Origin of the sequence: Kushneria phyllosphaerae (assembly GCF_900312995.1) — a bacterium.
Lineage (GTDB): Bacteria > Pseudomonadota > Gammaproteobacteria > Pseudomonadales > Halomonadaceae > Kushneria > Kushneria phyllosphaerae.
In genome coordinates, this window is record NZ_ONZI01000003.1 from 53,866 (window position 1) to 79,351 (window position 25,486).

Sequence of the window (25,486 nt, forward strand, 5' to 3'; positions counted from 1 at the left end):
GTTCCTTTCGCAAGCAACCCGCCGTAAGGCGGGTCGCAGTCAATCCAAAAGATTTTCGATATCAGCCATGACGAGCAGTGGCCAGTCTCAGCTGGGCAATCGCTCGAGCCGGGTCGCTGTCCAGTGCGCTCAGGTTTTCATCATCCGTCTCACGCAGCTGCCGTGTAATGGAGCCTGCAACACGAATGGGCAGGATGCCCTGATAGGACGCTTGTGAAAGCTCGCGACGAAGCCCTTCGATATCGGCTTTCATGGCGCCTGAAAGGACGATGGTTCTGGCATTCTTTCGTCGAGCTGCCTCGATAAGCTCGCCTATGGGAACGGCGCCATCGAACAGGGTAATGTAGAAACCGGCACTGCTGACAGTGAAGGCAAATAGAAGCTGCCAGAGTGCACCGCAGCCTCCCGGAAGATAACTCATCAGGATGCGGGGTTCGGTATTTTCATGGTTGCCATGATAAAGCCGCAGGCCCAGCCGGGTTCTTAAAAATGATTCCAGAAAGCATCGCTGTGCCATGGGCGTGGCATGATCTGCCCAGTCTTTCTCAAGACGCTCTACAACAGGTTGCCAGAGCCGCGCGATGGCGGTGTTGACCGGATAAAGCCCCATGCTTCGAGTAAAAAGGGTTTCGAGGCGGCTGGTATCAAATTCGGCAACGGCGTCAATGACTTCAAGGCGTTGGCCTTCCCAGTCATGATCCGATGATGCTTCTCCGGTGGGCGATATCTGGTCGCCATCGTTCGACGCTTGAGTATCGTTGGAAGCCTGATCCAGCAGTTCACCTACCTGACTGACCGGGACGCCCCGATTAAGCCATTGCAGGATGCGCTCGACCCGCTCGATGTCTTCGCGAGCATAAAGTCGATGCCCTTTTGGGGTACGTCTTGGCTGGATCAGTCCGTAACGGCGCTCCCATGCACGCAGCGTTACCGAGTTGACGCCGGTCAGGCGCGACACCTCTCTTATGGGATAGAGCGGTCCGCCGACAGCATTTGCCACTTTCTCAGTCATGGTAAAGAGAGCCTCCTTCGCCGTTCCTGCTAACAGGAACGTGGATGACCCTGAAGGTATCCACGTTGCGAAAATGAGCTATTCGACCTGCATGCATGATGGCGTTGGCCATCATGGTCGAACAAATAAATTTAACCTGTGTATGGCGAGAGTGTAGCAGTATTTGCACAGATGTTGTACGCCAAACTTTATTCTGTACAAGTGCTGTCACGCTGGTTTTCGGCCACGATCGAGACCACGACATCTGCAAACGACGGATGCTGACCCACCGGATCCAGAAGCGTCAGCGAAAGCTCGGGGTGCTCCTTTCGCAGGGCGTCCAGCTGTCCCGGCACGTCCTCGCGCAGGTGGCGTCCGGCGGCAAAAAAGAGCGGCAGGATATCGATGGTGTTAAACCCCTCGGCATGCAGCTCTGCTACCACGTTTTCGATCAGCGGGTCGCAGAGTTCCATATAGGCCAGTCGAACCGGCGTCGTCATGCGCGCCTTGAGGCGCTGTTCCAGCGTTTCAAAAGGTGCCTGCCAGCGGCTGTCCGTGGAGCCATGGGCCAGTACGATCAGTGCAGTTGTCATGTCAGTATCATTCCTGAATCAGCAAAATATTGAAGGGGCCGGCCACGCGAGTGGCGGGCGCCTCTATGGGTGGCAGACGCCTTTATAAATGGAAAAGCGCCTGCGCCAGCCGGTGACCCGATTGCCAGGCCGCCTCGACGCGGCCATCGATGCACCAGTCTCCGCAAAGTGATAACCCCTTTGCCATGTCGACAAGATAGCCAGCAGTGTCTTGTGCTGGCTGGCGAGGCTGGGCATATCGCCACCTATGGACGCCTCGGGCCCTGATGGCCGGAAGCGGCGCGGGATAAAAGTCCCGAAAGGCCTCGATCATGTCATCCGCTACCCGGTCGGGGTCGGCTTCGAGGTGTCTGTCAGACCAGTCATCATTGGCCAGAAGCGTGATGCGTTCACCTTCATGCTGCCCGGGACGGGTCTGATTGCGTGCGGCCCAGCGCAGCACTGGTGATGTCTCCAGAAAAACGCCCTGCCAGGCATCGATGCCTTCCGGCATGGTCAGAGTGTCCCCGAACCGCACCCAGGTACTCCAGCAGGAAGACATGTCGGGCAGAGGCAGCAGTGATGTCGCGACCCCGTCCAGAAGCAGCGTCGCCTGAGGGGCAGGAATGGCCACGATGACATGATCAAACCCTGACCAGAGCCGGCCATTCTGATCCTCCAGTGTCCAGCTCGAATCTGTGCGCGTCATCGAGGTGATGCGGACCTGCTGATGGATGTTCAGCGATTCGGCCAGCGCATCGGTCAGGGCTGCCATGGAGGGCACCCCTGAATATCTGGGATGCTCGGGGCGCTGTGATTGCCATTGGCCGCCGACATGACGGGTCATGATGCCCGGCCACCGCGCCACAACCCCCTGCGTCTCAAAGTTCGTGATGAGCTTCAAAAAGTCCGGGTCACGAACCGTGAAATACTGGGCGCCAAGATCGAACAGACCATGCGCGTTGTGCCGCGATGACATCCGCCCGCCGGGGCGGCGGCCCTTGTCAAAAATTTGTACATTTCTTCCCGCCTGCTGCAGTGCGCGTGCAGCAGCCAGCCCGGCCATGCCGGCGCCGACGACGGCTATATTGTGCAAGAAGTCCACGAAAGCCTCAAACTGTCTGAAGGGGAAAGGCCCCGACATCTGCGGGGTGCTGGGCGCTGTCCGGATAAATCTTGTACGTTATATGTACCAAAAGGGCGTTGACGTTAAAAACGGTTCTCTACAGATTTTGCAAAATAACCAACGGCCATGGCGAATTCCTGCAATGGTCATGTGCCGGATCAGGGGAGAGTGACGTGAATATAGTAATCACCGGAGCAACCGGTTTTGTCGGGCAGGCGCTGTGTCAGTACTGGCATGAACAGGGCCATACGCTGATGGTCGTTTCTCGTCAGCCGGACAAGGCGCACGCCACCATTGGTGTGCCGGTCATGGCCCGCGCCGCGGCAGTTGATTTTGTTGATCAGTCAGTGGATGCGATCGTTAATCTGGCCGGTGAACCAATTTTCAATCGTCGCTGGAGCGAGGACCAGAAGAAAAAGCTGATCGCTTCACGCCTCAAGGCCACTCGGGATGTGGGCGAGCTGTGTCAGCGACTGGAGCAGCCACCAAAGCGACTGATTTCGGGCTCGGCAATGGGCTACTACGGTGATCAGGGCAGTCGTGAGGTGACCGAGCAGACCCCGCCTCATGATGAATTTGCCCATCGGCTCTGTCGCGAGTGGGAGGAAGCCGCCCAGCAACTGGCCACGGATCAGATGCAGGTGGCCTGTATCCGAATCGGCCTGGTGCTGGACCGCGATGGCGGCATGCTCAAGCCCATGCGGCCCATGTTCCGCCTGGGGGTAGGCGGTCGGCTCGGAAAAGGACAGCAATACATGCCCTGGGTTCATCGCCATGATCTCGTGCGCATCATCGACTTTTTGCTCAATCATGAGGAGATTCAGGGCGCCTGGAATGCCGGTGCGCCAGCGCCTGTCACCAACGCGGAATTTACCCGCACGCTGGCGGCCAGCCTGAATCGGCCGGCGCCCTTTGTCATGCCGGGGCGCGTGGTATCGCTGGCATTGGGGGAGATGTCGCAGCTATTGCTGACCGGCGCCCGCATGCTGCCGGCCAGGCTTGAAGCTGCCGGGTTCCGCTTTGAATACCCCACCCTTGAAAAGGCGCTGACCACCATCGAACATCGCGCCGCCTGAGCGGCGCGACATGACCGTTTGACCGGCGGCCCGCCTACTGCGGGTCGACGGTCACAATGACACGCACGGCATCCAGCTGCAGGCGGGTGCCGGCAATGGCATCATCCAGTGCTGCACGCTCGTGACGCAGCATCTCGATCTCCTCTGCACGCACGTCCGGGTTGCGCTGTGCCAGCGCCTCCAGCCGATCGATTTCACCTTCCAGCTGGGTGGTCATTTGCGCTCTGGCCTGATCCACCAGCGTCGGCAGCTCTGCCTCTGCCTGTTGCTCGGCCTGACCAAACAGCTCGCGCAGCTGCTGCTGGCGCTCTCGCACCAGATTGCGGGCAACTCCCTTTTTAACGTGACGCAGATTCTTCGCCAGTCCGCCAAAGGAGACCTTGTCGGACAGTACCTGCCCTGACTCATCGAGCAGCACGCGCACGGTGGCCGGTGGGAAGAAGCGATTGACGTGCAGCGCCTTCGGCGCGCTGGTACGCGTGCGAAAGATCGCTTCCATCATGACGCGCCCGCCTGGAATGGAGGGATGGGCCAGCAGCGCCAGCGCCGTATTGCCCATGCTCTCATTGGTGGCCTTTGAGAGCATCTCGCGCACCAGCGGGTGCTCCCAGGAGAGTCGCTGAAGATCGTCGCGGGCCAGCGCGCGCTGGCGTGACCGGGTGGCAGTGAAGCCCTCTTCGCCGCGGATCAGACCGGGCATGCCATCCACCATGTGCGATCCCGGATGCAGATAGGTCAGGCCTTCATCCGTTTCCCGGGTATCGATGCCAAAGACGTCCAGCGCCTGATCGAGATAGCGATCAAGCGTTGCATCATCATCCAGCGACTGAACGGCCTCGATCATGTCGTTGGCATGGGCTGCGTCAAACGAGCTCCAGGCGAGCAGACGGTCGCGACCAGCCTCGCGCTCCTGACGTGTCTGGACGGCCAGCATGCGGGATTGTTCGATGACCTCGTCCAGTGCCTCCTTGTCCAACAGGGCATCAAACAGCGCATCGCCATGGGCATCGCTGACCACGCTGCCCAGGCCGTTGGGTGCTTCAAAGGCGGCCAGCGCTTCCTGATACCAGCGTAAAAGCGCACCGGAAGGGCTGCCGGTCATGATCGGCAGATGAATCTCGACGTCATGCTGCTGCCCGATCCGGTCCAGGCGGCCGATGCGCTGTTCAAGCTGATCAGGATGCGGCGGCAAATCAAACAGGATCAGATGGTGGCAGAACTGGAAGTTGCGACCTTCGGAGCCAATTTCAGAGCAGATCAGAAGCGGGCTGCCATCTTCGGCCTCGGCGAAGGCGGCCGCGGCGCGATCCCGCTCGATCAGTGTCATGTTTTCATGAAAGACCGGTACATGAAGCCCGGTCAGCACCTGCAGTCCGGCGGCCAGCTCGCGGGCAGTTTCCCCGTAGTGGCAGATCAACAAGGCCTTCTCGCCAGGATGGCTCTTGAGCCATTCACGCAGCCAGGCCATGCGCGGATCAAGCCGCCACCACCGCTCATCGTCCTGCGTGTCCTGTCGGCGCGCTTCAAAGGTGGCCTCGGGGTAAAGCAGAATCTCCGGGTAATCCAGGCCGGTCTCGATCAGAAGACTGTCCAGATAGTCCTCGTCGCGGGTAATGCGTTGCTCGATACGGCGATAGGCGCCCGGGTTTTCCAGCTCGCTGACGTGCAAATGGCGTACCGGAAAGCCGCTGACATGGCGGCGGCTGTTGCGGAACATGACCCGGCCGATGCCATAGCGGTCGAGCAGGACGCGCCGCAGTGATTCACGCAGCGACGGCTGTTCCTCGGCACCCGCCTGCATCAGGTTGTCCAGCAGGCTCAGCGCCTGGGGATCTGCCTCAACGAGGTGATGCAGAACATCGTACTGCTGTATCTGTGCCGGCAGATGCTCGAGTACCTTGATGGCCTCGGCAAGCGAGGCGTGGCCGCGCTGTTCGGCTCTAAAGGCGTCAATGTCGTGGTAGCGCTCGGGGTCCAGCAGGCGCAGACGGGCAAAGTGGCTGACATCGCCCATCTGCTCCGGGGTGGCGCTCAACAGCAGTAGTCCGGTGCGCTGGGTCGCCAGTGCTTCCACGCACTGATAGCCGGTGTCGCCGCCGTTTTCCGGGTCCCATTCAAGGTGCTGGGCTTCATCAACGATCAGCATGTCCCAGGCACAGGCCTGCGCCTGACGCTGGCGCTCGGGGCTTGCAAACAGCCACTGCTGGCTGGCCAGCACCAGCTGCGCGGATTCAAACGGGTTGCCATCGCTGCCGCGGGCCTGGCTTTGCTGTTCATCCAGAAGCGTGACTTCAATGGAGAAACGGCGCAGCAGCTCGACCAGCCACTGATGCGTCAGACTGTCCGGCACCAGAATCAGGGCGCGCTCGACGCGCCCGGTCAGCAGCATGCGATGCAGCACCAGGCCGGCCTCGATGGTTTTGCCCAGACCGACCTCGTCGGCCAGCAGTACGCGGGGCAGACGGCGACTGGCGATATCATCGGCGATATGGAGCTGGTGCGGGATCAGGTCGATACGCGGGCCGGACAGGCCAAAACCGGGATGGCGCTCAACGCGCGCGAGGTGCTGAAGACTGCGGTAGCGCAGGTTAAAGGCGTCATTGCGATCGATCTGGCCGGTCAGCAGACGGTCGCGCGCCTGATGAAACTGCATGCGATCACTGATGCGGGATTCGGGAAGCTCACGCTCGCCGTTGCTGTCGTGACCGAGGTAGGTGATGCGGCCGCCTTCATCGCGCAGCTCGCTGACCAGCAGACTCTGGCCGTCATCGGTATCAATGCGGTCACCGCGGCCGAACACCACGCGGGTCAGGGGCGCTTCGCGCACGCTGTAGGTACGGGTTTCATCACTGGCGGCAAACAGGACGGTCACGCTGCGCGCGTCGCAGTTCAGGATGGTGCCAAGGCCCAGCTCTGTTTCGCCGTCACTGATGAAGCGTTGACCGGGAGTAAAATTGCTCATGATGCCTCGAAAATGTCGCCTCTGGGGCGCGCGGGTACAAATGTGAATCGGTCATCGACTGGAGATGCACTGTCGTGGGTCACCGGCACGGTCTGCCATCAGCCCTGACCCTTGAAAAGGGGCCTATCTTAACCAAAAGAGAAGGGGTTAGGGGCACTGATGTGAGCATGTGTCACGGCCATCAGGGGATGGCGGCGGTCATCACCGACAGATCATGAGCGCGCGTCAGGGTATTGTCCGTCGCCACATGCAGCAGTACCGGCAGGCGGCGATGCCCGGTCAGGGCCAGCAGGCGCTGTCCGGGATCCAGCAGCAGGGACGTATCCTCAAGGCCGAGCCGCTGGTCAGGATGTTGATCCAGATAACGAAGCACGGCCAGAAGCGGTTCGCCCTGATTGACCAGTGTCAGCTCCGGGCGATGTCCGGCGGGCTGCTCGGCCAGTCGTTGAAGCCATTGCCGGCAGGGGCGGCAGTCGCTGCGCCACAGTAAAACGTAATGGGCGGAGGCTGTCCTGGCCGGTGTCACCGTACGGCCCTCAAGGGATTCGAGCGTCACCGCTGGCAGGGGCCCGGCGAGCGGCGTGAGCAGATCCGTGCGCCACTGTTCCAGCCCCCACCAGAGACCGCTGGCCATCATGAGCACAAGGCACAGTTTCCCCTTCAGCGCGGGGCGCCGGCGACACGACCACAGGGTCCACAACAGCAGGGCGAGCAAGCCGCCAGCGGGAGCAAAACCGGCCTGCCAGAGCGGCACCTGCCACGAGCGCTCAAAAGACCAGCTGCCGGCAAGCCATGCCCATAGCGCAGCGCCGGTCGGCCAGCACGCCAGCGCGCCCAGTGACCAGAATGTCGTCGTGGCCCGCGCTGAAGGGCTGACAAGATGTGCCGTTAATAGCGTTATCGTGGCACAGGCCACGGCCAGTGGTGCCGGAGACAAAAAGAACATGGCACTATCAGGGAGATCCATTCGTTTTTTCCATCATGCGTTAGAATTGGTCGGGCCGGCGTGTCCGGCCATGCTTGCTGATCCATGTTGTTGCCGGTGATTTTCATGCCCGATTCCCGCGCCAGACGCGCTCGCCGTCGTGATACGCCACGTATCGTGGCCATTTCAGCCCAGGCGATCGGCTTTATTCTGATCGTGCTCTTTGAGACCCTGTTGCCTGAGCATCTCAAACGTCCGTCCCAGGGCCTTGTCCTGGTCGCCATGCTCGTGGCAGCGCTTTACGCTGCTCTGCTGCGTCGCTATTACCGCAATCGGTCGCTGAAGCGTCGCGACCACGAGTCCTTTCATGACCAATGATATGAGTGCCGGTGCCCTGAGACGCTGGGCAAAGCAGCATGGCCAGGCGTCCAGTGACAGCAGCGGCATGCGCCTGCTGTCCGATGGCCTTGAGGCCTTTGAAGTGCGTGCCCATCTGGCACGCTACGCTGAATACAGCATCGACAGCCTGAGCTATCTCCTTGAGGACGGCACCACGACCCGGGTGTTAATGGCCGAGCTTCTTGCCGCGGCCGAACGCGGCGTCCAGGTCAGGATGCTGGTGGATGACATGAGCGCCATCAGCGTGCAGGGCATGTTGCGGGCCATGCAGACCCATCCCAATATTGAAGTGCGTCTTTTTAACCCGGTCACCTTCTGGCGCCGTTACACCTGGAGCCATCGACTGGCCATGGCGCTGACCATTCGCCGGGCACATCGGCGCATGCACAACAAGCTCTGGCTGGTGGATGGCATGGTCGGTATCGCGGGAGGGCGTAACCTTGGCGATGACTACTTCATCACGAAAAGTGAACACAATTTCGCCGATCTCGACATGCTGGTGGCCGACGGTCACGTGGCCGAGCAGATGCGCGAGTGCTTTCGTCAGTACTGGCACGGCCGCTGCGTCCACACCCTGACGTCTCTGATGCCCAAAGCGCCGGATCATGACTGGCAGGCCCTGCGCGAAATGCTCAAACAACAGCTGTCCGGCGAGGAACTGGCAGATTCTGCCTTTTTGTCCATCCATCACGGTGAACAGCGCGCGTTGGAAGAGGGCCTGGGTGAGCTGGTTCAGGCCAAAGGCGAGCTGTACTGGGACCATCCGGACAAGCCATGTCAGCCGGGATACCCGTCCCGTGAGCTGATCATGGGGCCTGCCATCGGGGCGATGGTGGCCAACACGCAAGCGCAGATAAAGATTGTTTCGGCCTATTTTGTGCCCAGTGAGCGCGATGTGATCGATATTGAAGCGCTGCTGGAAAGGGGGGTGGGCGTGACCGTATTGACCAACTCGCTGCAGGCCAACGACACGCCGGTGGTCAATGGCGCCTATGCGCCCTGGCGGGCACGCTTGCTGGAAAGGGGCGCGCACATGCATGAGCTGCGACACGGCCACAAGCCGAGCCGACGCCGTAAGCACCATTTCGGCATCATGGCGTCCAGTCTGCATGGCAAGGCCATGGTCATGGATGACAAAAAGCTCTTTATCGGCTCGTTCAATATCGACCCGCGCTCCACCTGGTGGAACAACGAAATGGGTCTGCGGGTGGAGCATGAGGGGCTGGCAGCGCAGCTTGACGGCGTGATCGAGCGGGCCCTGAGTCCGGCCAGCAGCTTCAGGGTTGAACAGGATGACAAGGGCCAGCTTTCGTGGCTGATTGTGGATGAAAACAATCGGGCGCACCGGCTGCTGAAGGAGCCCGGCAGTCTGTCGGCCCGTGCTCAAAAATGGCTGGGCGGCCTGCCGGGCATTCGGCGACTGCTCTAGAGCAGTATCGAAAAAGAGGGGAAGGGGGCGTGCGTTAGCTGTTGTGCTCTATGGCTTCTTCGGCAGTACAGGCAATATTGTCGATGATGGTCCACTGCTCCGGCGTACCCCCTTTCTCCACGGCGTCGATGAGGGCGGCGGTGGCGCGGCGCAGGTAGGGCTTGCCATCTTCCTCGTGCGCCTTTTCAAGATCGCTTTCCATGTCCTCGATCAGCGCCTCGACGCCCTCGTAATCATCACTCCATTCAAGCGCCTGGCTGGCGGCTTCCTTGATGGTCTCTCCAACGCCAATGATGGCGCTGTCACTGGCGACAATATAACCGCTGGCATTCATGGGCATGCATCCTCTTTGGCCGTTCGACGAAGGTACCGGCATCACCGGCGTTTGTCGGACATAAGCATCAGTATAGACATGCCTGCGCCGTCCTCGACAATCCCTTGCTGGCACATCCCTGTGTCACATGTGGCGAGGCCGGCTATGCTCAACGCAAATGTTCAACGCCTGCATCAGGGAGATAACATGCTGCCATTGATCGATCAGGGCCAGAGCGAGACTGCACTGGTCATGATGCACTTTTTCGGCAATTCACATCGGGAATGGCTCGAGGTCATCGAGCATCTGGGGCCGGAATATCGCTGCATTGCGCTGGACCTGCCCGGGTTCGGCGACGCGGCAGACCGTGAAGGGTTCGATACCTGCGCCATGGCGGATCAGGTCGAGCAGACCATTGATGCGCTGGGCCTTGAGCGGGTGGTGCTGATCGGCCACTCCTTTTCCGGCAAGGTGGCCATGGTGCTGGCGGCCAGAAGGCCCCGGTGGCTGGTGTCGATGGTGCTGGTCGCACCGGCGCCGGCCGGCCCGCAGCCGGTCAGCGACGAGGAGCGCGAGTTCCAGCAGGCCTTTGATCACAGTCGTGCCCAGGCCGAGACCTTTATTGATGGCGCGATCGCCCGGAGTCTTTCTCCCGCGCGCTATCGTGACGCCGTGGACGATGCCATGCGTGCCTCACCCGAAGCCTGGCAGGCCTGGCCGCGTCACGGCAGTCGCGAGGATTTCTCAAGGGAAGTCGGTGTGCTGGACTATCCCACACTGATTGTCGTGGGCGATCAGGACCCCTCATTACCGCCGCAGACACAAAAGGATCTGGTGCTGGGGCAGTTCGCCGCGCCTCGCCTTGAGGTCATACCTGATCACGGCCATCTGCTGCCAATGGAGATGCCAAAGGCGCTGGCCGACCTGATTGCTGACTTTACCGTGCACGCCGGTTAGCACCGCTGATCAAAAGAACGATGGCTGTCGCTTTTGCAATACGACCAATGGATGTCATGCCTGACGCCTCTCGGGCGTCCGGTACATTGTGTTACGACATTGCCCCTGTATACATTGACCTCGCATGACAGCGTCTGATCGATAAGGGCGTGCGAATACCAATGAATCAGGGGATGGCACCATGAATTATAAAAGCGGACTGATAGCAGCTTCACTGGCACTGCTGATGCTGGGCGGTTGCAGCGATGACAGCGACAGCCAGAAGGCTGAAAACGGTGCAAATGCCCAGCAGGACAGCGCTGACAGCCAGAACGCCGGCAGTGATGCCACGGCGGATCCGGTTCAGCTGGTATTCGGCACCGGCGGTACCTCGGGGGCCTATTACGCGCTGGGTGGCGCGCTGAAGTCGGTGCTCGAGGCCAGTCCGGTGGTCAGCAACGTACAGGTCGTGTCGACCGGTGCTTCGGTACAAAACATTCAAAATATCCAGGACGGATTGAATCAGCTGGCCATCGTCATGAGCGATGTGGCCTATGACGCCGTCAACGGTCAGAACCAGTTCGAAAACAATCCTGCCGATATCACGGCCATCGCAGGGCTGTACCCCAACGTGGTGCAGATCGTGGCGCTTGATAACAGCGGTATCAAAAGCATCGGGGATATGGCCGGCAAGCGTATTGGTGTCGGCCAGGTCGGCTCGGGTGTGGAAGCCAGTGCCAAGATTGCACTGGCGGCGGCCGGTCTCGATTACGACGATCTGGCGCGCGTCAGCCATACCGGCTATGCCGACAGCGTGACCGAAATGAGTAACGGCAATCTGGACGCTGCCTTTTTCACCTCTGGCGTGCCCAACAGCAACATTACCGGTCTGATGCAAAGCCGCGACATCAGGTTCGTCAACATTGATGGCGATACTGCGCAGAAGCTGATGAAGGATTATCCCTACTACCAGAGCTACACCATTCCTGCCGGCGCTGCCGAGCGCTATAACCTTTCCAAACCGGTCAATACCGTGGCGATCCGCAACCTTCTGATTGCGCCGGCCAGCATGCGTGATGATGTGGCCGAGGATCTGGCCCGTCGCTTTGATGAGTATCTCGACTCCGGTCAGGTGGCTGTGGGGGCGCTGCGAGAAGTTGGCGCCGATACGCTGGATCAGGATCTGGTCCTGCCGGTGCATCCCGGCGCAAAGCGCTATTACGACAGTCGCCACAACAGCGCTCAGGATAGTCACGCCGAGAAGAGTGATTCCGTTGACAGCGACGCTGCTGACAACGGGACCACCGAACACAACGCCACCTGAGCCCATACGTGTCCCGTCGTCACGGCTGGCTGGTGCTGTATGCACTGGTACTGCTGCTGGTGCTTTGCTGGCCCCGGCCCTGGCTGGTGGTCAGCGAGCTTCACGCCGAAGGCGCCGCCGAGCGGCGCTATGTGTTTTCCGGCGATGATGGCACACGGTTTTCACTGCGCTGGCAGCACTCGGTCGAGCGTGAGGACTGGATCGAAACCTTCGAGCTGTCCCATGGCGGCATCGAGGTGGTACGCAGCCGCTTCAAGACCTTTGGTGCCGGTGTGCCGGATACCGGTCGCCCCAGTCGTCTGGAGCACGGCTGGGTCGTGCTGGATGACCTTCATCGGTCGGTAGATCCGATGCTGGTACAGGCGGCCTCGCGCGAGCACTATCGCATGACGTACGGCGGGCACTGCTTCGATCTTGCCGCCCTTGGGCCGGCACCGCTTCTGCATTTCCAACAACAACGGTTGCCACCGGTGCTGGTAATTGGGGCTCTGTTGCGCCCGTGGTGGCACCGAATGACCCGCAGCCAACAGGATGTCGGGTCGGTCTCGAGAGAACAGCATGAACACAAACATGGATAGCCGGAATGCGTCGGGTGAAAAGCGTGATGGCGCCGAGCTGACCGGCGGTCTGGCAGGCGGGGACAACAGCGCGGCACTGGACCCTGCGCTGCTGGAAAAATACGACCGCGAAAGTGCCATACGTCACAGCCTGCCGACATTATTTGCCCGCGTGGTCTCCGTTCTGGCCGTACTGCTGGCGATTTTTCATCTTTACACCTCAACGGCCGGGCCGCTGATCGATATTCAGCAGCGCAGTATTCACCTGTATACGCTGCTGGCGCTGGCCTTTGTGCTTTACCCCTTCACCCGCAAGGGCGCGCGTGACCGGGTGCCGGTTCGCGATGTGATTCTGGCGCTGGTCGCCATCGGTATCGGCATCTACATGATCTTTTCTACTCAGCGGATCATTCTGGCCGCCGGGCGCATCACCGATCTGGACATGGTGATCGGGATCGTGGCCATTGTGCTGGTGCTGGACGCCACCCGGCGTGTGACCGGCTGGGGACTAACGCTTTTGGCCACGGCCTTTCTGGCCTACGGCATTTATGCACGCCTGTCGTTTTACCCCGAGCTCAACCCCGACATTCTGATGGCCATCGGTCGTCAGCTGATGTCGCATCTGGTCTACATCACTGAAGGCCTGCTGGGCTCGGCCATTGCCGTGTCGGCCAGCTATATCATCCTGTTCATCCTTTTTGGCGCCTTTCTGGGCAAGTCGGGGCTCGGCCAGCTCTTTAACGACCTGGCGCTGGCGGTGGCGGGGCATTCCCGCGGGGGGCCGGCCAAGGTGGCAGTGATTGCCAGCGGGTTTCTGGGCTCCATCAACGGCTCGGCCATTGCCAACGTGGTCACGACCGGTGCCTTTACCATCCCGCTGATGAAAAAGACCGGCTACAAGGCCAACTTTGCCGGCGCCGTGGAGGCGGCTGCCAGTGTCGGCGGGCAGATCCTGCCGCCCATCATGGGGGCGGCGGCCTTCATCATGGCTGAGGTGCTGTCAGTGCCCTATACCCAGGTCATGCTCGCCGGCATCATTCCGGCGCTGCTCTTTTATCTGGGCGTACTGATTCAGGTGCACCTGCGTGCACTGCGCAACGGTCTCAAGGGCATTCCGCGTGATCAGCTCTCGCCGGTGCGGGCGGTCATGGTCGAGCGCGGACATCTGCTGGTGCCCATGGCGGTATTGATCTGGCTACTGGCTGACGGGCGGGCACCGTTTTTCGCTGCCTTCTGGTCGATCGGCGCCACGGTGCTGATCTGCGGTACACGTCGCGTGGTAATCGGCTTGTCGCTGATTCTGCTGGCGCTGATCTTTCAGCCCCAGCTGGAAGGGCTGATGGTAGGTCGTGGTATCCCGGATATCTCCGCCGGTCGGCTGTGGCTGCTGGCAGTGATCGTAGTGCCGGTGGCCATTAATGTGCTGCGGGCTACAAAAGGCATTGTTGCCGAAACCATGACCGCGCGTGACTGTGTCGACGCCATGGAAGGGGGCATTCGCAATGCCATTCCGGTGGCCGTGGCGTGTGGTGCCGTGGGCATCATCGTAGGGGTCGCTACACTGACCGGTATTGCGCTTGAAGCGGCCGATGCCGTGGTGGCGCTGGGTTCACAGATTCCCAGTCCAACCCTGCAGCTGATGGTCACACTGCTTTTGACCATGCTGGCGTCGATCGTGCTGGGCATGGGCCTGCCCAGTATCCCGACCTATATCATCACCAGCACCATGGCCGCGCCGATTCTGCTCAATCTGCCGCTGTTCCGGGAACTCTCGGGCAGCAATGAGACGGCCGTATTTGTGGCGCACATGTTTGTCTTCTACTTCGGCATCTTTGCCAACCTGACCCCGCCGGTGGCGCTGGCGGCCTATGCCGGTGCTGGCATCAGCGGTGGTTCACCCAATGCCACCGGTTTCCAGGCCATGAAGCTGGCCATTGCCGGGTTTGTGGTGCCTTTCATGTTCGTGTTTGCACATGAAATGCTGATGATCGATTCCACACTTGCCAATATCACGATGGTGCTGGTGACCAGCGTGGCCGGGGTGACGCTGCTGGCCGTGGCCGCCGAGGGCTATCTGTGGACGAAGGTCAACATGATCATGCGGCTGCTGTCGCTTGTTGGGGCATTGATGCTGATCTTCCCGGGGATCTGGACCGACATTGCCGGGGCGGCGATCGCCGTCATCGTGTTTGTGGCCAATCGAGCGCTGGCGGGGAGGGCGCCATCAGGGGTGTCAGACAGTGCTGTCTGACACCCACTGAGCCGGTCGGGTCGCTTACCGGCGGCCCGACCGGATGTCGGCGAGAATTTCGTAGCTGCGCAGCCGGTCGGCATGCTCGAAGAAGTCCGAATTGATCATCACCTCGTTAACTCCGGTTCGCTCGATAAAGGCTTCAAGTTTGCGTCGAACGGTGTCCGGGCCGCCAACGATGGAGGCCCCCAGGTTGTTGGAAATGGCGGCCTGCTCATGAGGGCTCCAGTCCATCTCGCGCACCGGCGGCGCCAGCTGAATACGGCGTCCTCGAATCAGCGACAAAAATTTCTGCTGCTGGGTGGTGGCCTGATACTGCGCCTCTTCATCGGTGTCCGCGGCGATCAGTGGAATGCCGGCCATGGCGTAGGGTTCGCTTAGCACCTCTGACGGCTGAAACTGTGTCCGATACAGTCTTAGCGCTTCCATCATGTAGCCCGGCGCAAACTGTCCGGCGAAGGCAAACGGCAGCCCCAGATGTGCGGCAAGCTGGGCGCTATAGCCGCTGGAACCCAGCAACCAGAGCGGCACATGGGTGCCCTGACCCGGCCAGGCGCTGACACGCTGTCCGGGCTGCTCATCGCCCAGATAGCGGGAGAGCTCTGCGACCTGCTGGGGAAAGTCGCTCACACCGCTTTGCGGGTTGCGGCCCAGCGCGGCGATGGTGGCGCCATCGGTACCGGGGGCGCGGCCCAGCCCCAGATCGATGCGATCGGGATAGAGCGTGGCCAGTGTGCCGAACTGTTCGGCCACTACCAGCGGGGGGTGGTTTGGTAACATGACGCCGCCGGAACCGACCCTGATGGTCGACGTCGCGCCGGCGACATGGCCGATCAATACCGAGGTGGCAGCGCTGGCAATACCGGCGGCGTTGTGGTGCTCGGCCAGCCAGAAACGGTGATAGCCCAGCGCCTCGGCATGACGTGCCAGAGTCACCGTATTGTCAAAGGTCTCGGCGATGGTGCCGCCCTGACGCACGGGCGCCAGATCCAGTACGGACAGGCGGGTATTGGCAAGTAGGGACATGATGACCTCTGTCAATTGCGGGAAAGCGTTGCTGTCAGCATATCATTAGCAGGCTTATTACGTGTGAGGTCTGGGCGCAGCACTGATAATTCAAGTGCCACAAGGGCGAGGCGGGACAACCGGCCACAAAAAAGCCGGCGGCGCCGGCTTTTCCAGAACGGGTCAGGGTCGTTCGATCAGTGATGCTGTGCGTGCTGGTCGCGGCGAATCTCGTATTCCCCTTCCAGCGTGGCATGTCCGCCGGCCGCGCTCGTATGGCCCTGCCAAGTCTGACCCTGTCGGCCTGCCTGTTTTTTCATCCTGTGGCGTACCAGCGGCATCATGGCCCACCCCAGCAGGATAAAGAAAAGGGCCAGTACGCTGCCCAGCATCAGCAGAATGCCAAAAACCATCCACGCACCCAGCATCTTGAACGCGCCGGGCTGACGGGAGGGCTGTGCGGTCCGGGCGCGTGACTTCATCTCTTCGGCCATGCGCCATGCGGCGTTATAACTCTGTTCTGCCATGTAAACACTCCTCACGGGTAGTGGCTGAATCAAAATGGCTGATCATAAGACAATAGCGCTTGTGGCAGGTTCATGCTCGCCGGCGTGATTCAGTTTTGTGTCAGGGGCAGTCTGTCGAGAGCGAAACAAGGGGATATTGAGAGAGAAGAAAAGGTCTATCGAGAGAGAAACAGGGTCTGTCGAGAGAGAAAGCGGGCTTTCGGAAAACACGAGGCGTTGAAGAAATACGGGTCGTTCGAGGTCATGCGGGGCAGCCCTGACGCCCGAAAGAAAAACTCTTTCGGGCATACAGGAGCGCTGCTGTGTTCGGAGTATCGGACCGAACAGGGCCGTATTGCACGGGCGAAGCGCGCCCGGAGTCTTACTCGGCGTTGTTGCGCGTACCGAAGTTGCCGAAGCGACGACGGAACTGTGCAGCACGACCTTCAGAACTGGCCTGACGCTGCTGGCCGGTATAGAAGGGATGTGATGCAGAAGAAATATCCAGACGTACCAGCGGATAGGTGTCGCCTTCAAACTCGATGGTTTCGCTGGTGCTTACCGTCGAACGAATCTTGAAGTGAGTATCAGCGTTGGTGTCATGGAAGATCACCGTACGGTACTGGGGATGGATGCCTGCTTTCATGGCGCGCTCCGGAAAGATGTTGGTCAGCCAAATTTAATGGCCGGGTATGATGAGCCAGCGTCAATATTTTTTCAACCTTTTCCGACCCGGCCTGACCCGGAAGAGCAGTTTTCAGGGCTTTCAGGGCTCCGGCGCTCGCCTCTGATCAGCGGGATGGACGGAGATTCGGCCACGATTGGTGGTCATGACTTGTGGGGCCGGCTCGACCAGGTCACGCTGCCTGCCGGTTGAGTGCAAAGGAATATCGGGGAATGCAGGCGACAACAGGGCTTTGGCCGCTGACGGCCATGCGCCGTATGGGCGCAATGGTGATGCTGGTGTTGATCATGCTGGCGGGGGTGCCGCAGGCCCATGCCTCGGCGGCCGAACTCGCCGGACTGGGCGGCGGTGGCAAGGAGGGCGCTGGCAAGAGCGAGCAGGTGTCTCCCGAGCAGATGCGCGACTCGCTGGATCAGTTGATCTCGACGCTTGAAAGCAGCGAGCAGCGCGACTCGCTGCTCAAGGGCCTGCGTGATTTGCGCGAGGCCAGCCAGGCCCGCATCGACAGCGACAGCGCCGATGGGACGCCGGGGGCTTCCGGGCGTGGGTTGCTGGGGGCGCTGGCGACCACTTTCGAGCAGGTGACCGGTCAGGAAGGAGAAGGGCGAAGCCTGATTCAAAACTGGCAGCGACGTGCCAACAATGCGCTGAAGGATCTCTCGGAACGATTTGACGACCCGGCCAGTCGCTGGTCGCTGATTCGTGATTTCCTGCTCACCATCACCGTGCAGGCGGTCGCAGCGCTGCTGCTTTATCTGCTGATTCGTGCCGTAGGCAAACATTATGGCGTGGCGCTGCGTCTGCCCGAGCAGCCGACCGCCGTGATGTTGATGCGCTACTGCCTGAGACGGCTGCTGCCCGTGGGCGCCGCCTTTGCCGCCACTCTGGTCATGACCTTTCGAATGGGCCCCACCCCCGGCATGATACTGGCGACCACGTTGGGGTGGGCGGCGCTGTGTGGCATGGTGTTTGCCTCGGTGTGTGAGGTGGTCTTTTCGCTGTTTTCCTGGGGCCATCGCCGCACGGCGCTGCGTCTTTTGCGCCAGCAGGCAGCCTGGCCGCTTTTCTATATCGGCAGCGTGGCGGCGCTGGGCGATGCCCTCAATGCCACCCTGCTCAATGAGGCACTTGGCAACGCACTGGCCGGTTTCAGTGCTGAAGTGGTCAATATTACGGCGGTCGTATTGACCGGATTTTTCGTGGTGCGTTTTCGGCGCCCGATTCGCCATCTGATTCGCAATCGTCCGCTGAGCCAGCGCCAGCAGGGCGGCGCCGTCAGCGATCTGATCCAGGTGCTGGGCCGGGTCTGGCACATTCCGGCCCTTTTGATCGTGGCCGCCTCGCTGCTGGCCATTTTGACCTACAGCGGTGACGTGCGCTCGGTCTTTGCCCGGGCGATTCTGACCGCTGCTCTCATGATCGTGACCCTGATCGTGACCGGCCTTTTGCGCCGCAACAGTCAGCAGGTACGCCAGCGGCCAAGACGTTCGCTCTATATTCGGCGTCTGACCCGGTTTGGCTACGTGCTGTGTCATCTGGCCTGCTGGGTCATCTTTGCCGAATGCGCCGCCCAGGCCTGGGGCTTTTCGCTGCTCAATTTCGGGCGAACCGGTGGGGTGGGCGAGCGCATCGCACAGCCTCTGATCAGTATCGGGCTGACGGTTCTGATCTGCTGGCTGATCTGGATTCTGACCGATACGGCGATCCATCGCGCCATGACGTCAACGTCACGCTCCCAGCGTGGACGCGCACGCCGTGCCCGGGCTGAAACCATCACGCCGCTGATGCGCAACGTGGTGTTTGTCACCATCGTGGTGATCGGCTCGATCGTGGCGCTGGCCAATCTGGGCGTTAACGTGACGCCGCTGCTGGCCGGTGCCGGTGTGATCGGTCTGGCGGTTGGTTTTGGCGCCCAGACGCTGGTGCAGGATCTGATTACCGGCATCTTTATTCTGGTGGAAGATACGCTGGCCATTGATGACTTTGTCGATGTGGGCGGCAATCTGGGGACGGTCGAAAAGCTCAGCCTGCGCACCATTCGTTTGCGTGATCTGGACGGTATCGTCCATTCGGTGCCTTTCAGCCAGATCAAGGCAGTGCAGAACTACTCACGCGAGTTCGGCTACGCCATGTTTCGGGTGCGTGTGCCTCAGCGCATGACCATCGACCGGGCCATCGAGATGATCGAGGAGACGGCCGGCGGCATGCGCAACGACCCGCTGTTTCGCTTCAAGATCTGGTCGGCGCTCGAAATGCAGGGCGTGGAGAGCTTTACCGAAGGCTCGGCCATCGTGCGTGCCCGTTTTCGTACCGCCCCGGTCATGCAGTGGGAAGTCACGCGCGAGTTCAACCTGCGTCTCAAGCGTCGCATGGATGAAGAGGGGTTTGATCTGGCCGTGCCGCGCAAGAGCATCCATCTGGAAAATCTTGATGGGCTGCTGGAGCATCTGCGCGGCGTGCGCCCGTCCGGGACGCGTGAGGATCACGATGTGGTCGCCATGCCGCCCGAGTCACGGGATGAAGACGCTGATACCGATGGCACACCTGACGGCAGTCCTCAGGGCGATGCGCCCTCGCGTCCCTGACGGCGCACTCCTGAACCGGCGTGCTTAACCGGTCTCGCCCGGCAGGTGAAGATGACCTCGCACCACTTGGCGAGACCCACGGCGGCTGCCGGAGCGCAGGGCATCCTCGACAAGGTCCATGGCCTGGGTGGCGATGGTCACAAGGTCATGGTGGATCGAGGGGAGGTCGATGCCCAGCAGCTCTGCGCGAGCAATACCATCGATGCAAAAAAGGCGTGGCCCGTCCGGCTGTTCGGGCAAGGGCAGCCCGGCCCGTCGATAGGCCGCCAGAATGCCCAGCGTGATCTGATTGTTGATGCCGATCAGGGCATCGGGCAGCGGGGGGTGCTTGAGTCTCTCGTTTAAAAAGTGCTCGGCAGGCGCCATGGAAAAATCGCCGTAGTGCACCTCAAGCGCGATGGGACTGCCAGCCAGTGCCTCACGAAGGCCGGACACCCGCCCGATGGTGACCATGGAATCCGACGGGCCCGACAGAATCAGCAGCCGCTTGATCGGCTGGCTCTTCATCCACATTCCGGCCTGGTAGCCGCAGTCCAGGTTGTCGATATAGACGCCGCCATAATGGGGCGCCGTCACTTCGCGATCCACCAGAATGACGGCGATGCCCGCCTTTTCCAGACGCTCGAAGTAGGCCGGTCGATAGCGCCTGTCGGCAGAAATGACCGTGAGGATAATGCCATCCACGCCGCAGGCAATCAGCCGATCCACCGCCGCCGCTTCCTGGGCGGGCGAATCATGCGAGTCCATGATCAGCACATCCATTTGGCGACTTTCCCCCAGCTGACTGAAGGCACAGGCCAGCTCATGGAAGTAGGGGTTATTGAGTTGAGGATTAATCACGCCAATCACCGCTCGTTTGTTGGCGTGCTCGGCTGGGCGCTGTTTTGCTACATATCCCATCGACCGGGCTACCTCGAGCACTCGCTGGCAGGTCTGCGGGTGCAGCTGCCCGGGCGTACTGAACGCGCGCGACACCGTAATCGGGCTGACGCCGGCTGCCAGCGCGACATCCTTGAGTCGAACCCTGCCCGTTCCCGTTGATGTGGGCTTTGCCATGACCTTCCCGCCGTGTCTGTTCAGAGGCGGTCACCGGTGGTGCCAGACCGTGTGACCCTGCTTTTTATTTATCATTTTTTGTCATTAATGCCGTCTGAAAGTTGCTCATGGCAGGGGAGACATTCGTCGGTCGATAGTTTTGTTGTTTTTCTACTCATGATTATCAATTGGTCATGATTTTAATAACTAACTGTTTGAAATGCGTTTTTTAAAAAATTGTCAGCTTGATTGAAGTTCATTACTGCTTGACGATGGAGCAATGATGCGAATGACACCAAATGATAAAAATTAAAGGTTTGGTGCCCCGCAATGGAACGACTTCCTGCCATGGGAAGTCCATCAATGACCAGGGTAGGCATTACAATGAAAACGTCATGGATCATGCTGTTGGCAGGGATTGGAAGTGTCGGCGTTGCTCAGGCGCAAACCACGATTACGGTAGCGACCGTCAATAATCCCGATATGGTCACCATGCAGAAGATGACCAGGGCCTTTAACGAGGCGCACCCGGATATCAAGGTCAATTACGTGACGCTGGCTGAAAATGAGCTGCGCCAGAAGATCACCACCGACATTTCAAGCGGGGGCGGTCAGTACGACGTTATTACCGTCAGCAACTACGAAACGCCCATCTGGGCCAAAAACGGCTGGCTCAAGGCCATGGATCACCTGCCGGAGAGCTATCAGGTCGATGATCTGATCCCCAGCGTGCGTCAGGGCCTTTCCGTGGATGACAAGCTGTATGCGCTGCCGTTTTACGCAGAATCCTCGATGACCTATTACCGCAAGGATCTGTTTAAAAAGGCCGGCATCGAGATGCCTGATCATCCGACCTGGAGTCAGATGCAGGACTTTGCCCAGAAGGTGCATGATCCCAAAAACGGAGTTTATGGCATCTGTCTGCGCGGCCTGCCGGGCTGGGGGGAAAACATGGCGCTGTTCAGCACCATGGTGAACAGCTTTGGCGGGCGCTGGTTCAACGAGCAGTGGGAGCCGCAGCTGACATCCCAGCAGTGGAAAAATGCGGCCAATGCCTACAAGACCATGTTGACGCAGTACGGCCCGCCGGGCTCGACCTCTAACGGATTTACCGAGTCCGAGACGCTGTTTGCCAACGGCCAGTGCGGCATGTGGGTCGATTCAACGGTCGCAGCGGGCTACCTCTCCAACCCGGATAATTCAAAGGTCGCCGATCAGGTGGGCTTTGCTCAGGCGCCGCACGAGACCACCGAGGCCGGTTCAAGCTGGCTGTATGCCTGGGCACTGGCCGTGCCGGAATCCGCCAAAAAACCTGATGCAGCGCAGACATTTGTGGACTGGGCAACCTCTGCCGACTACATCCAGAGCGTGGCCGATGCTCATGGCTGGCTGTCGGTGCCGCCCGGCACGCGTGAATCAACCTATGAGAGCCAGGGGTATCAGAAAGTCGCGCCCTTTGCCGGACTGGTCGAGGAGGCCATCAACAGCGCCGACCCGGAGCATCCGACCGCTGAACCCGTGCCCTACACCGGCATTCAGTTCATTAGTATCCCGCAGTTTCAGGCCATCGGTACGCGGGTCGGTCAGATCATGGCCGGTATCCTGAGCGGTCAGAGCAGTGTGGATGAAGGCCTTGAACAGGCCCAGGCCTTCACGGAACGGCTGATGCGTCGCGCCGAGGTCACCAGGAAGTAGTCGAGCCATTACCGGTGACTGCCTATTGGTAACACGCACGACCACGCGGGCCTGCCCGCGTGGTTTCCTCCGTTGATGACTTGCGCCAATCGAGGCCCGTGACATGAGTGCTTCTCCCACCAATGCATCCCCCAAACGGCGAGCGCCGACCCGACGTCTGATGGCGCCGGCCGTGCTGTTTCTACTGATCTGGATGATCGTTCCGCTGGCGATGACGCTTTACTACTCGCTGCAGGATTACAACCTGATGATGCCGGACATGCGAGGCTTCGCCGGGTTTTTAAGCTACGAACTGCTCTTTACCGATCCCGTTTTCTGGGACGCGCTGCTCAATACGCTGCTTTTGGTGGCGACCTGTCTTTTAATCACGGTTGTGGCGGGACTGGCGCTGGCGCTTTTGTTCAATCGCACCTTCGTGGGTCGGGGCATCGCGAGAACGCTGGCCATTTCACCGTTTTTTGTCATGCCGGTCGTCACCGGCCTGATCTGGAAATACATGCTGCTGGATCCGGTCTACGGGCTGTTCTCGTGGGTAATGCGCTCGATGGGATTTGAGCCCATCGAGTGGCTGTCGAGCTATCCGCTGCTGTCGGTGGTGATGATGATCAGCTGGGAGTGGACGCCCTTTGCACTGCTGATTCTGCTCACCGGGCTGCAGTCCTTGCCAGAGGACCAGCTCGAGGCAGTACGTCTGGATGGAGCCAACCGCTGGCAGGAGTTTCGCCATATCGTGCTGCCGCACCTGGGGCAGGTGCTCTACGTCGTGGTCATGCTCGAGAGCATTTTCTTTCTGACCTCCTTTGCCGAGATCTACGCCACCACCAGCGGCGGCCCTGGAACGGCGACCACCAATCTGCCGTATTACATCTATCTGGGCGCGTTTTACCAGTACGACATCGGGCTCTCTTCGGCCGCCGCCATCGGTGCTGTCGTGCTGGCCAACATCTGCGCCATATTCCTGATCCGGTTTGTGGCCGGTAACCTCAACGCAGGGAGCCAACGATGACTGCATCCACCGTTGATAAAACGCCCGGGCGCAAGAGTGGTGCCGGTGGCACGGCGCTGACGCTGCTGGCCTGGCTGATTGGCATCACCATGTTTTTCCCCATCCTGTGGGTGGTGCTGACGGCGCTCAAGACCGAACAGACCGCGTTCAGCATGACGCCGACCTTCATTTTCTCGCCCACGCTTGAAAGCTTTAAAAGCGCACTGGCCCAGGGCAGCGGCTACTGGCATTACGCGCTGAATTCGGTGATCACGGCCCTGGGCTCGACGCTGGTAGGTCTGGCACTGGCCATACCGGCGGCCTACGCCATGGCGTTTTATCCCTCAAAACGCACGGATTTCACGCTGGTCTGGATGGTCTCGACCAAGTTCATTCCGGCGGTGGGTGTTTTGATTCCGGTCTTTCTGGTCTATCGCTCGTTGGGGCTTCTGGATACCCGGCTGGGCCTGACGATGCTGTTTACCTCCATGAACCTGCCCATCATGGTGTGGATGGTGTACTCGTATTTTCGCGATATTCCGGTGGATATCGTCGAGGCGGCGAGCATCGATGGCGCCAGTACGGCCCAGACCATGTTTCGGGTGATTTTGCCGCTGGCACTGCCGGGGCTTGCCTCGACCGGACTGCTGGCGCTGATTCTGGCCTGGAATGAGTCGTTCTGGAGTTTGACCATGACCGACTATCATGCCGCCACGCTTGCCGTGTACACGGCCTCGTTCAAGAGTGGTGAAGGGCTTTTCTGGGCGCGACTGTCGGCCGCCTCGGTAATGACCATTGCGCCCATTGTGGTGCTGGGCTGGTTTGCTCAGCGTCAGATGGTGCGTGGGCTGACCTTTGGCGCCGTCAAGTAGGCGTATTGAATGCATCTGCGCAGCCGGATGGCTGCGCCTGGAAAAGGAAGCGCTCCGATGGCGATTGTAGAACTCAAGGATGTGGCCAAACGCTACGACAGCATGCCGGGCAAGAAGGGTGGCGAGCACGCCAATGCGGTCGAGGATTTCAACCTGATCACAAGGGATGGCGAGTTCGTGGTACTGGTCGGGCCCTCCGGCTGTGGAAAATCCACCACCATGCGCATGATCGCAGGCCTTGAACACAACACGGCCGGCGAAATCCGCATCAACGGTCAGGACGTCAGTGCTGTCGAGCCGCGTGATCGTGATATCGCGATGGTGTTTCAAAGCTATGCGCTCTATCCGCACATGAGCGTCTATCACAACATGGCCTTCGCACTCGAGCTCAAGAAAACCCCGAAGGATGAGGTGAAAAAACGCGTTCAGGAAGCCGCCAAAATTCTGGATATCGAGCATCTGCTGGACCGCAAGCCGCGGGCACTCTCCGGCGGCCAGCGCCAGCGTGTGGCGCTCGGCCGAGCACTGGTGCGCCAGCCCCAGGTGTTTTTGATGGATGAGCCGCTGTCGAACCTGGATGCGCGCCTGCGTGTCGAGATGCGCGCTGAAATCACCCGACTGCACCGCCGCCTTGGCGTGACCACCTTCTACGTTACCCATGACCAGACCGAAGCCATGACCATGGGCCAGCGCATCGTAGTCATGCGTGACGGCCGAATTCAGCAGATTGATACGCCCTATAACCTCTATGAACGGCCGCTTAACCGCTTCGTGGCGGGCTTTATCGGCACGCCGTCGATGAACTTTCTGCAGGCCGATTATCAGGGCGATACGCTCAGGGGCGAAGGGTTTTCCTGCTCATTGAATCCGCATCAGCAGGCGGCGCTGGGGGATGCCGGCCAGCGCGCGCGATGCTGGCTGGGCATTCGACCCGAGCATCTGCATCAGGCAGACACCTTTACCGGCAGCGGCCGGCTGGAAGGCGCCGTCGAGGTCATCGAGCCGCTGGGCCCGGTGACGATGGCACAGGTGCGCATCGGTGAGACGCTTGTCACGGCGCAGCTGGCAGCGCATCTGGAGGTTCAGATCGGTGACACGCTGGCACTGGCCTTTGACCCGGATCATGTCCATCTTTTTGATATCGACAGTGACAGGACGCTGGGGCTTGAGACAGATCCGGCCGTATCGGCTCAGGCCACCGCATAACCGGCAGGTCAATATATTACTGGCAGGACAGTACATTACCGGCAGAGCACT

The 25,486-nt window shown here is 60.3% G+C and carries 22 protein-coding genes; 12 read left to right on the top strand and 10 right to left on the bottom strand.

What is annotated here, in order from left to right; translation table 11 throughout:
- Positions 1–61: 61 nt before the first annotated feature.
- The 3 genes from KSP9073_RS10190 to KSP9073_RS10200 form a co-directional block, all read right to left on the bottom strand.
- Entirely contained in the window at positions 62–1,012 is a 951-nt protein-coding gene (locus tag KSP9073_RS10190) for a MerR family transcriptional regulator (protein WP_108842878.1), read from the bottom strand.
- Between the two features lie 188 nt (positions 1,013–1,200).
- The gene (locus tag KSP9073_RS10195; RefSeq protein WP_108842879.1) at positions 1,201–1,584 is read right to left on the bottom strand and encodes a sirohydrochlorin chelatase; all 384 of its coding nucleotides are present in this window, start codon (positions 1,582–1,584) and stop codon (positions 1,201–1,203) included.
- An 82-nt stretch (positions 1,585–1,666) separates the two neighbouring features.
- Positions 1,667–2,707 carry an NAD(P)/FAD-dependent oxidoreductase gene (locus tag KSP9073_RS10200; protein WP_108842880.1) on the bottom strand — a complete coding sequence of 347 codons (1,041 nt, stop codon included), beginning with the start codon at positions 2,705–2,707 and terminating at the stop codon, positions 1,667–1,669.
- A gap of 155 nt (positions 2,708–2,862) precedes the next feature.
- Here KSP9073_RS10200 and KSP9073_RS10205 point away from each other — a divergent pair, with 155 nt between their 5' ends.
- Complete coding sequence (locus KSP9073_RS10205; RefSeq protein ID WP_108842881.1) at positions 2,863–3,765, top strand: TIGR01777 family oxidoreductase; 903 nt, start codon at positions 2,863–2,865, stop codon at positions 3,763–3,765.
- A gap of 34 nt (positions 3,766–3,799) precedes the next feature.
- Here KSP9073_RS10205 and rapA read toward each other — a convergent pair whose 3' ends face one another.
- Positions 3,800–6,727: an RNA polymerase-associated protein RapA gene (gene rapA / locus KSP9073_RS10210; RefSeq protein WP_108842882.1), complete on the bottom strand. Its 2,928-nt coding sequence runs from the start codon at positions 6,725–6,727 to the stop codon at positions 3,800–3,802.
- A gap of 181 nt (positions 6,728–6,908) precedes the next feature.
- Positions 6,909–7,694 carry a TlpA family protein disulfide reductase gene (locus KSP9073_RS10215; RefSeq protein ID WP_108842883.1) on the bottom strand — a complete coding sequence of 262 codons (786 nt, stop codon included), beginning with the start codon at positions 7,692–7,694 and terminating at the stop codon, positions 6,909–6,911.
- Positions 7,695–7,778: 84 nt separating this feature from the next.
- Between KSP9073_RS10215 and KSP9073_RS10220 the strand changes: the two genes are divergently transcribed.
- Positions 7,779–8,030, top strand: coding sequence for a hypothetical protein (locus KSP9073_RS10220; RefSeq protein WP_108843372.1), 252 nt, complete (start codon positions 7,779–7,781; stop codon positions 8,028–8,030).
- A complete protein-coding gene (locus KSP9073_RS10225; protein WP_108842884.1) occupies positions 8,020–9,480 on the top strand; it encodes a phospholipase D-like domain-containing protein in 1,461 nt (486 codons plus the stop codon). Before KSP9073_RS10220 ends, KSP9073_RS10225 begins: the two co-directional genes overlap by 11 nt.
- Positions 9,481–9,514: 34 nt before the next feature.
- Here KSP9073_RS10225 and KSP9073_RS10230 read toward each other — a convergent pair whose 3' ends face one another.
- Entirely contained in the window at positions 9,515–9,820 is a 306-nt protein-coding gene (locus KSP9073_RS10230; protein ID WP_133241012.1) for a hypothetical protein, read from the bottom strand.
- A gap of 180 nt (positions 9,821–10,000) precedes the next feature.
- Between KSP9073_RS10230 and KSP9073_RS10235 the strand changes: the two genes are divergently transcribed.
- The 4 genes from KSP9073_RS10235 to KSP9073_RS10250 all read left to right on the top strand — a co-directional run bounded on the left by KSP9073_RS10235 (position 10,001) and on the right by KSP9073_RS10250 (position 14,861).
- Complete coding sequence (locus KSP9073_RS10235) at positions 10,001–10,750, top strand: alpha/beta fold hydrolase (RefSeq protein WP_108842886.1); 750 nt, start codon at positions 10,001–10,003, stop codon at positions 10,748–10,750.
- Between the two features lie 181 nt (positions 10,751–10,931).
- On the top strand, positions 10,932–12,053 hold the full coding sequence (locus KSP9073_RS10240) for a TAXI family TRAP transporter solute-binding subunit (protein ID WP_108842887.1): 1,122 nt from the start codon (positions 10,932–10,934) through the stop codon (positions 12,051–12,053).
- Positions 12,054–12,061: 8 nt separating this feature from the next.
- Positions 12,062–12,631, top strand: coding sequence for a DUF1850 domain-containing protein (locus tag KSP9073_RS10245; protein WP_108842888.1), 570 nt, complete (start codon positions 12,062–12,064; stop codon positions 12,629–12,631).
- A complete protein-coding gene (locus tag KSP9073_RS10250; RefSeq protein WP_108842889.1) occupies positions 12,624–14,861 on the top strand; it encodes a TRAP transporter permease in 2,238 nt (745 codons plus the stop codon). The genes KSP9073_RS10245 and KSP9073_RS10250 overlap by 8 nt, the downstream gene beginning before the upstream one ends.
- Positions 14,862–14,885: 24 nt before the next feature.
- On the opposite strand, the gene KSP9073_RS10255 is transcribed toward KSP9073_RS10250, so the two are convergent.
- The 3 genes from KSP9073_RS10255 to KSP9073_RS10265 form a co-directional block, all read right to left on the bottom strand.
- On the bottom strand, positions 14,886–15,887 hold the full coding sequence (locus KSP9073_RS10255; protein WP_108843373.1) for an LLM class flavin-dependent oxidoreductase: 1,002 nt from the start codon (positions 15,885–15,887) through the stop codon (positions 14,886–14,888).
- Between the two features lie 176 nt (positions 15,888–16,063).
- Positions 16,064–16,393, bottom strand: a complete 330-nt coding sequence (locus KSP9073_RS10260) for a hypothetical protein (RefSeq protein ID WP_108842890.1) — start codon at positions 16,391–16,393, stop codon at positions 16,064–16,066.
- A gap of 361 nt (positions 16,394–16,754) precedes the next feature.
- Entirely contained in the window at positions 16,755–17,018 is a 264-nt protein-coding gene (locus tag KSP9073_RS10265; protein ID WP_108842891.1) for a type B 50S ribosomal protein L31, read from the bottom strand.
- 251 nt (positions 17,019–17,269) lie between these two features.
- Here KSP9073_RS10265 and KSP9073_RS10270 point away from each other — a divergent pair, with 251 nt between their 5' ends.
- Positions 17,270–19,642 (top strand): mechanosensitive ion channel family protein, encoded by a 2,373-nt coding sequence (locus KSP9073_RS10270; protein WP_243409191.1) that lies wholly within the window; start codon positions 17,270–17,272, stop codon positions 19,640–19,642.
- A gap of 24 nt (positions 19,643–19,666) precedes the next feature.
- On the opposite strand, the gene KSP9073_RS10275 is transcribed toward KSP9073_RS10270, so the two are convergent.
- Entirely contained in the window at positions 19,667–20,698 is a 1,032-nt protein-coding gene (locus KSP9073_RS10275; RefSeq protein WP_108842892.1) for a LacI family DNA-binding transcriptional regulator, read from the bottom strand.
- 363 nt (positions 20,699–21,061) lie between these two features.
- Between KSP9073_RS10275 and KSP9073_RS10280 the strand changes: the two genes are divergently transcribed.
- From KSP9073_RS10280 to KSP9073_RS10295, 4 genes are all read left to right on the top strand, one after another.
- Complete coding sequence (locus tag KSP9073_RS10280) at positions 21,062–22,372, top strand: ABC transporter substrate-binding protein (RefSeq protein ID WP_108842893.1); 1,311 nt, start codon at positions 21,062–21,064, stop codon at positions 22,370–22,372.
- 103 nt (positions 22,373–22,475) lie between these two features.
- Positions 22,476–23,378 carry a carbohydrate ABC transporter permease gene (locus KSP9073_RS10285; RefSeq protein ID WP_108842894.1) on the top strand — a complete coding sequence of 301 codons (903 nt, stop codon included), beginning with the start codon at positions 22,476–22,478 and terminating at the stop codon, positions 23,376–23,378.
- Positions 23,375–24,229: a carbohydrate ABC transporter permease gene (locus KSP9073_RS10290; protein ID WP_108842895.1), complete on the top strand. Its 855-nt coding sequence runs from the start codon at positions 23,375–23,377 to the stop codon at positions 24,227–24,229. The genes KSP9073_RS10285 and KSP9073_RS10290 overlap by 4 nt, the downstream gene beginning before the upstream one ends.
- 57 nt (positions 24,230–24,286) lie before the next feature.
- Entirely contained in the window at positions 24,287–25,435 is a 1,149-nt protein-coding gene (locus tag KSP9073_RS10295) for an ABC transporter ATP-binding protein (protein WP_108842896.1), read from the top strand.
- The last annotated feature ends 51 nt before the right edge of the window (positions 25,436–25,486 follow it).

Bases quoted from the DNA above. Each gene is read 5' to 3' on its own strand.
- KSP9073_RS10225 (WP_108842884.1), top strand. From the start codon at position 8,020: ATGACCAATGATATGAGTGCCGGTGCCCTGAGACGCTGGGCAAAGCAG.
- KSP9073_RS10260 (WP_108842890.1), bottom strand. From the start codon at position 16,393: ATGGCAGAACAGAGTTATAACGCCGCATGGCGCATGGCCGAAGAGATG.
- KSP9073_RS10235 (WP_108842886.1), top strand. From the start codon at position 10,001: ATGCTGCCATTGATCGATCAGGGCCAGAGCGAGACTGCACTGGTCATG.
- KSP9073_RS10275 (WP_108842892.1), bottom strand. From the start codon at position 20,698: ATGGCAAAGCCCACATCAACGGGAACGGGCAGGGTTCGACTCAAGGAT.
- KSP9073_RS10290 (WP_108842895.1), top strand. From the start codon at position 23,375: ATGACTGCATCCACCGTTGATAAAACGCCCGGGCGCAAGAGTGGTGCC.
- KSP9073_RS10195 (WP_108842879.1), bottom strand. From the start codon at position 1,584: ATGACAACTGCACTGATCGTACTGGCCCATGGCTCCACGGACAGCCGC.
- KSP9073_RS10280 (WP_108842893.1), top strand. From the start codon at position 21,062: ATGAAAACGTCATGGATCATGCTGTTGGCAGGGATTGGAAGTGTCGGC.
- KSP9073_RS10270 (WP_243409191.1), top strand. From the start codon at position 17,270: ATGCAGGCGACAACAGGGCTTTGGCCGCTGACGGCCATGCGCCGTATG.
- KSP9073_RS10295 (WP_108842896.1), top strand. From the start codon at position 24,287: ATGGCGATTGTAGAACTCAAGGATGTGGCCAAACGCTACGACAGCATG.
- KSP9073_RS10255 (WP_108843373.1), bottom strand. From the start codon at position 15,887: ATGTCCCTACTTGCCAATACCCGCCTGTCCGTACTGGATCTGGCGCCC.
- KSP9073_RS10200 (WP_108842880.1), bottom strand. From the start codon at position 2,707: ATGTCGGGGCCTTTCCCCTTCAGACAGTTTGAGGCTTTCGTGGACTTC.
- KSP9073_RS10215 (WP_108842883.1), bottom strand. From the start codon at position 7,694: ATGGATCTCCCTGATAGTGCCATGTTCTTTTTGTCTCCGGCACCACTG.
- KSP9073_RS10230 (WP_133241012.1), bottom strand. From the start codon at position 9,820: ATGCCCATGAATGCCAGCGGTTATATTGTCGCCAGTGACAGCGCCATC.
- KSP9073_RS10265 (WP_108842891.1), bottom strand. From the start codon at position 17,018: ATGAAAGCAGGCATCCATCCCCAGTACCGTACGGTGATCTTCCATGAC.
- KSP9073_RS10285 (WP_108842894.1), top strand. From the start codon at position 22,476: ATGAGTGCTTCTCCCACCAATGCATCCCCCAAACGGCGAGCGCCGACC.
- rapA (WP_108842882.1), bottom strand. From the start codon at position 6,727: ATGAGCAATTTTACTCCCGGTCAACGCTTCATCAGTGACGGCGAAACA.
- KSP9073_RS10240 (WP_108842887.1), top strand. From the start codon at position 10,932: ATGAATTATAAAAGCGGACTGATAGCAGCTTCACTGGCACTGCTGATG.
- KSP9073_RS10250 (WP_108842889.1), top strand. From the start codon at position 12,624: ATGGATAGCCGGAATGCGTCGGGTGAAAAGCGTGATGGCGCCGAGCTG.
- KSP9073_RS10190 (WP_108842878.1), bottom strand. From the start codon at position 1,012: ATGACTGAGAAAGTGGCAAATGCTGTCGGCGGACCGCTCTATCCCATA.
- KSP9073_RS10220 (WP_108843372.1), top strand. From the start codon at position 7,779: ATGCCCGATTCCCGCGCCAGACGCGCTCGCCGTCGTGATACGCCACGT.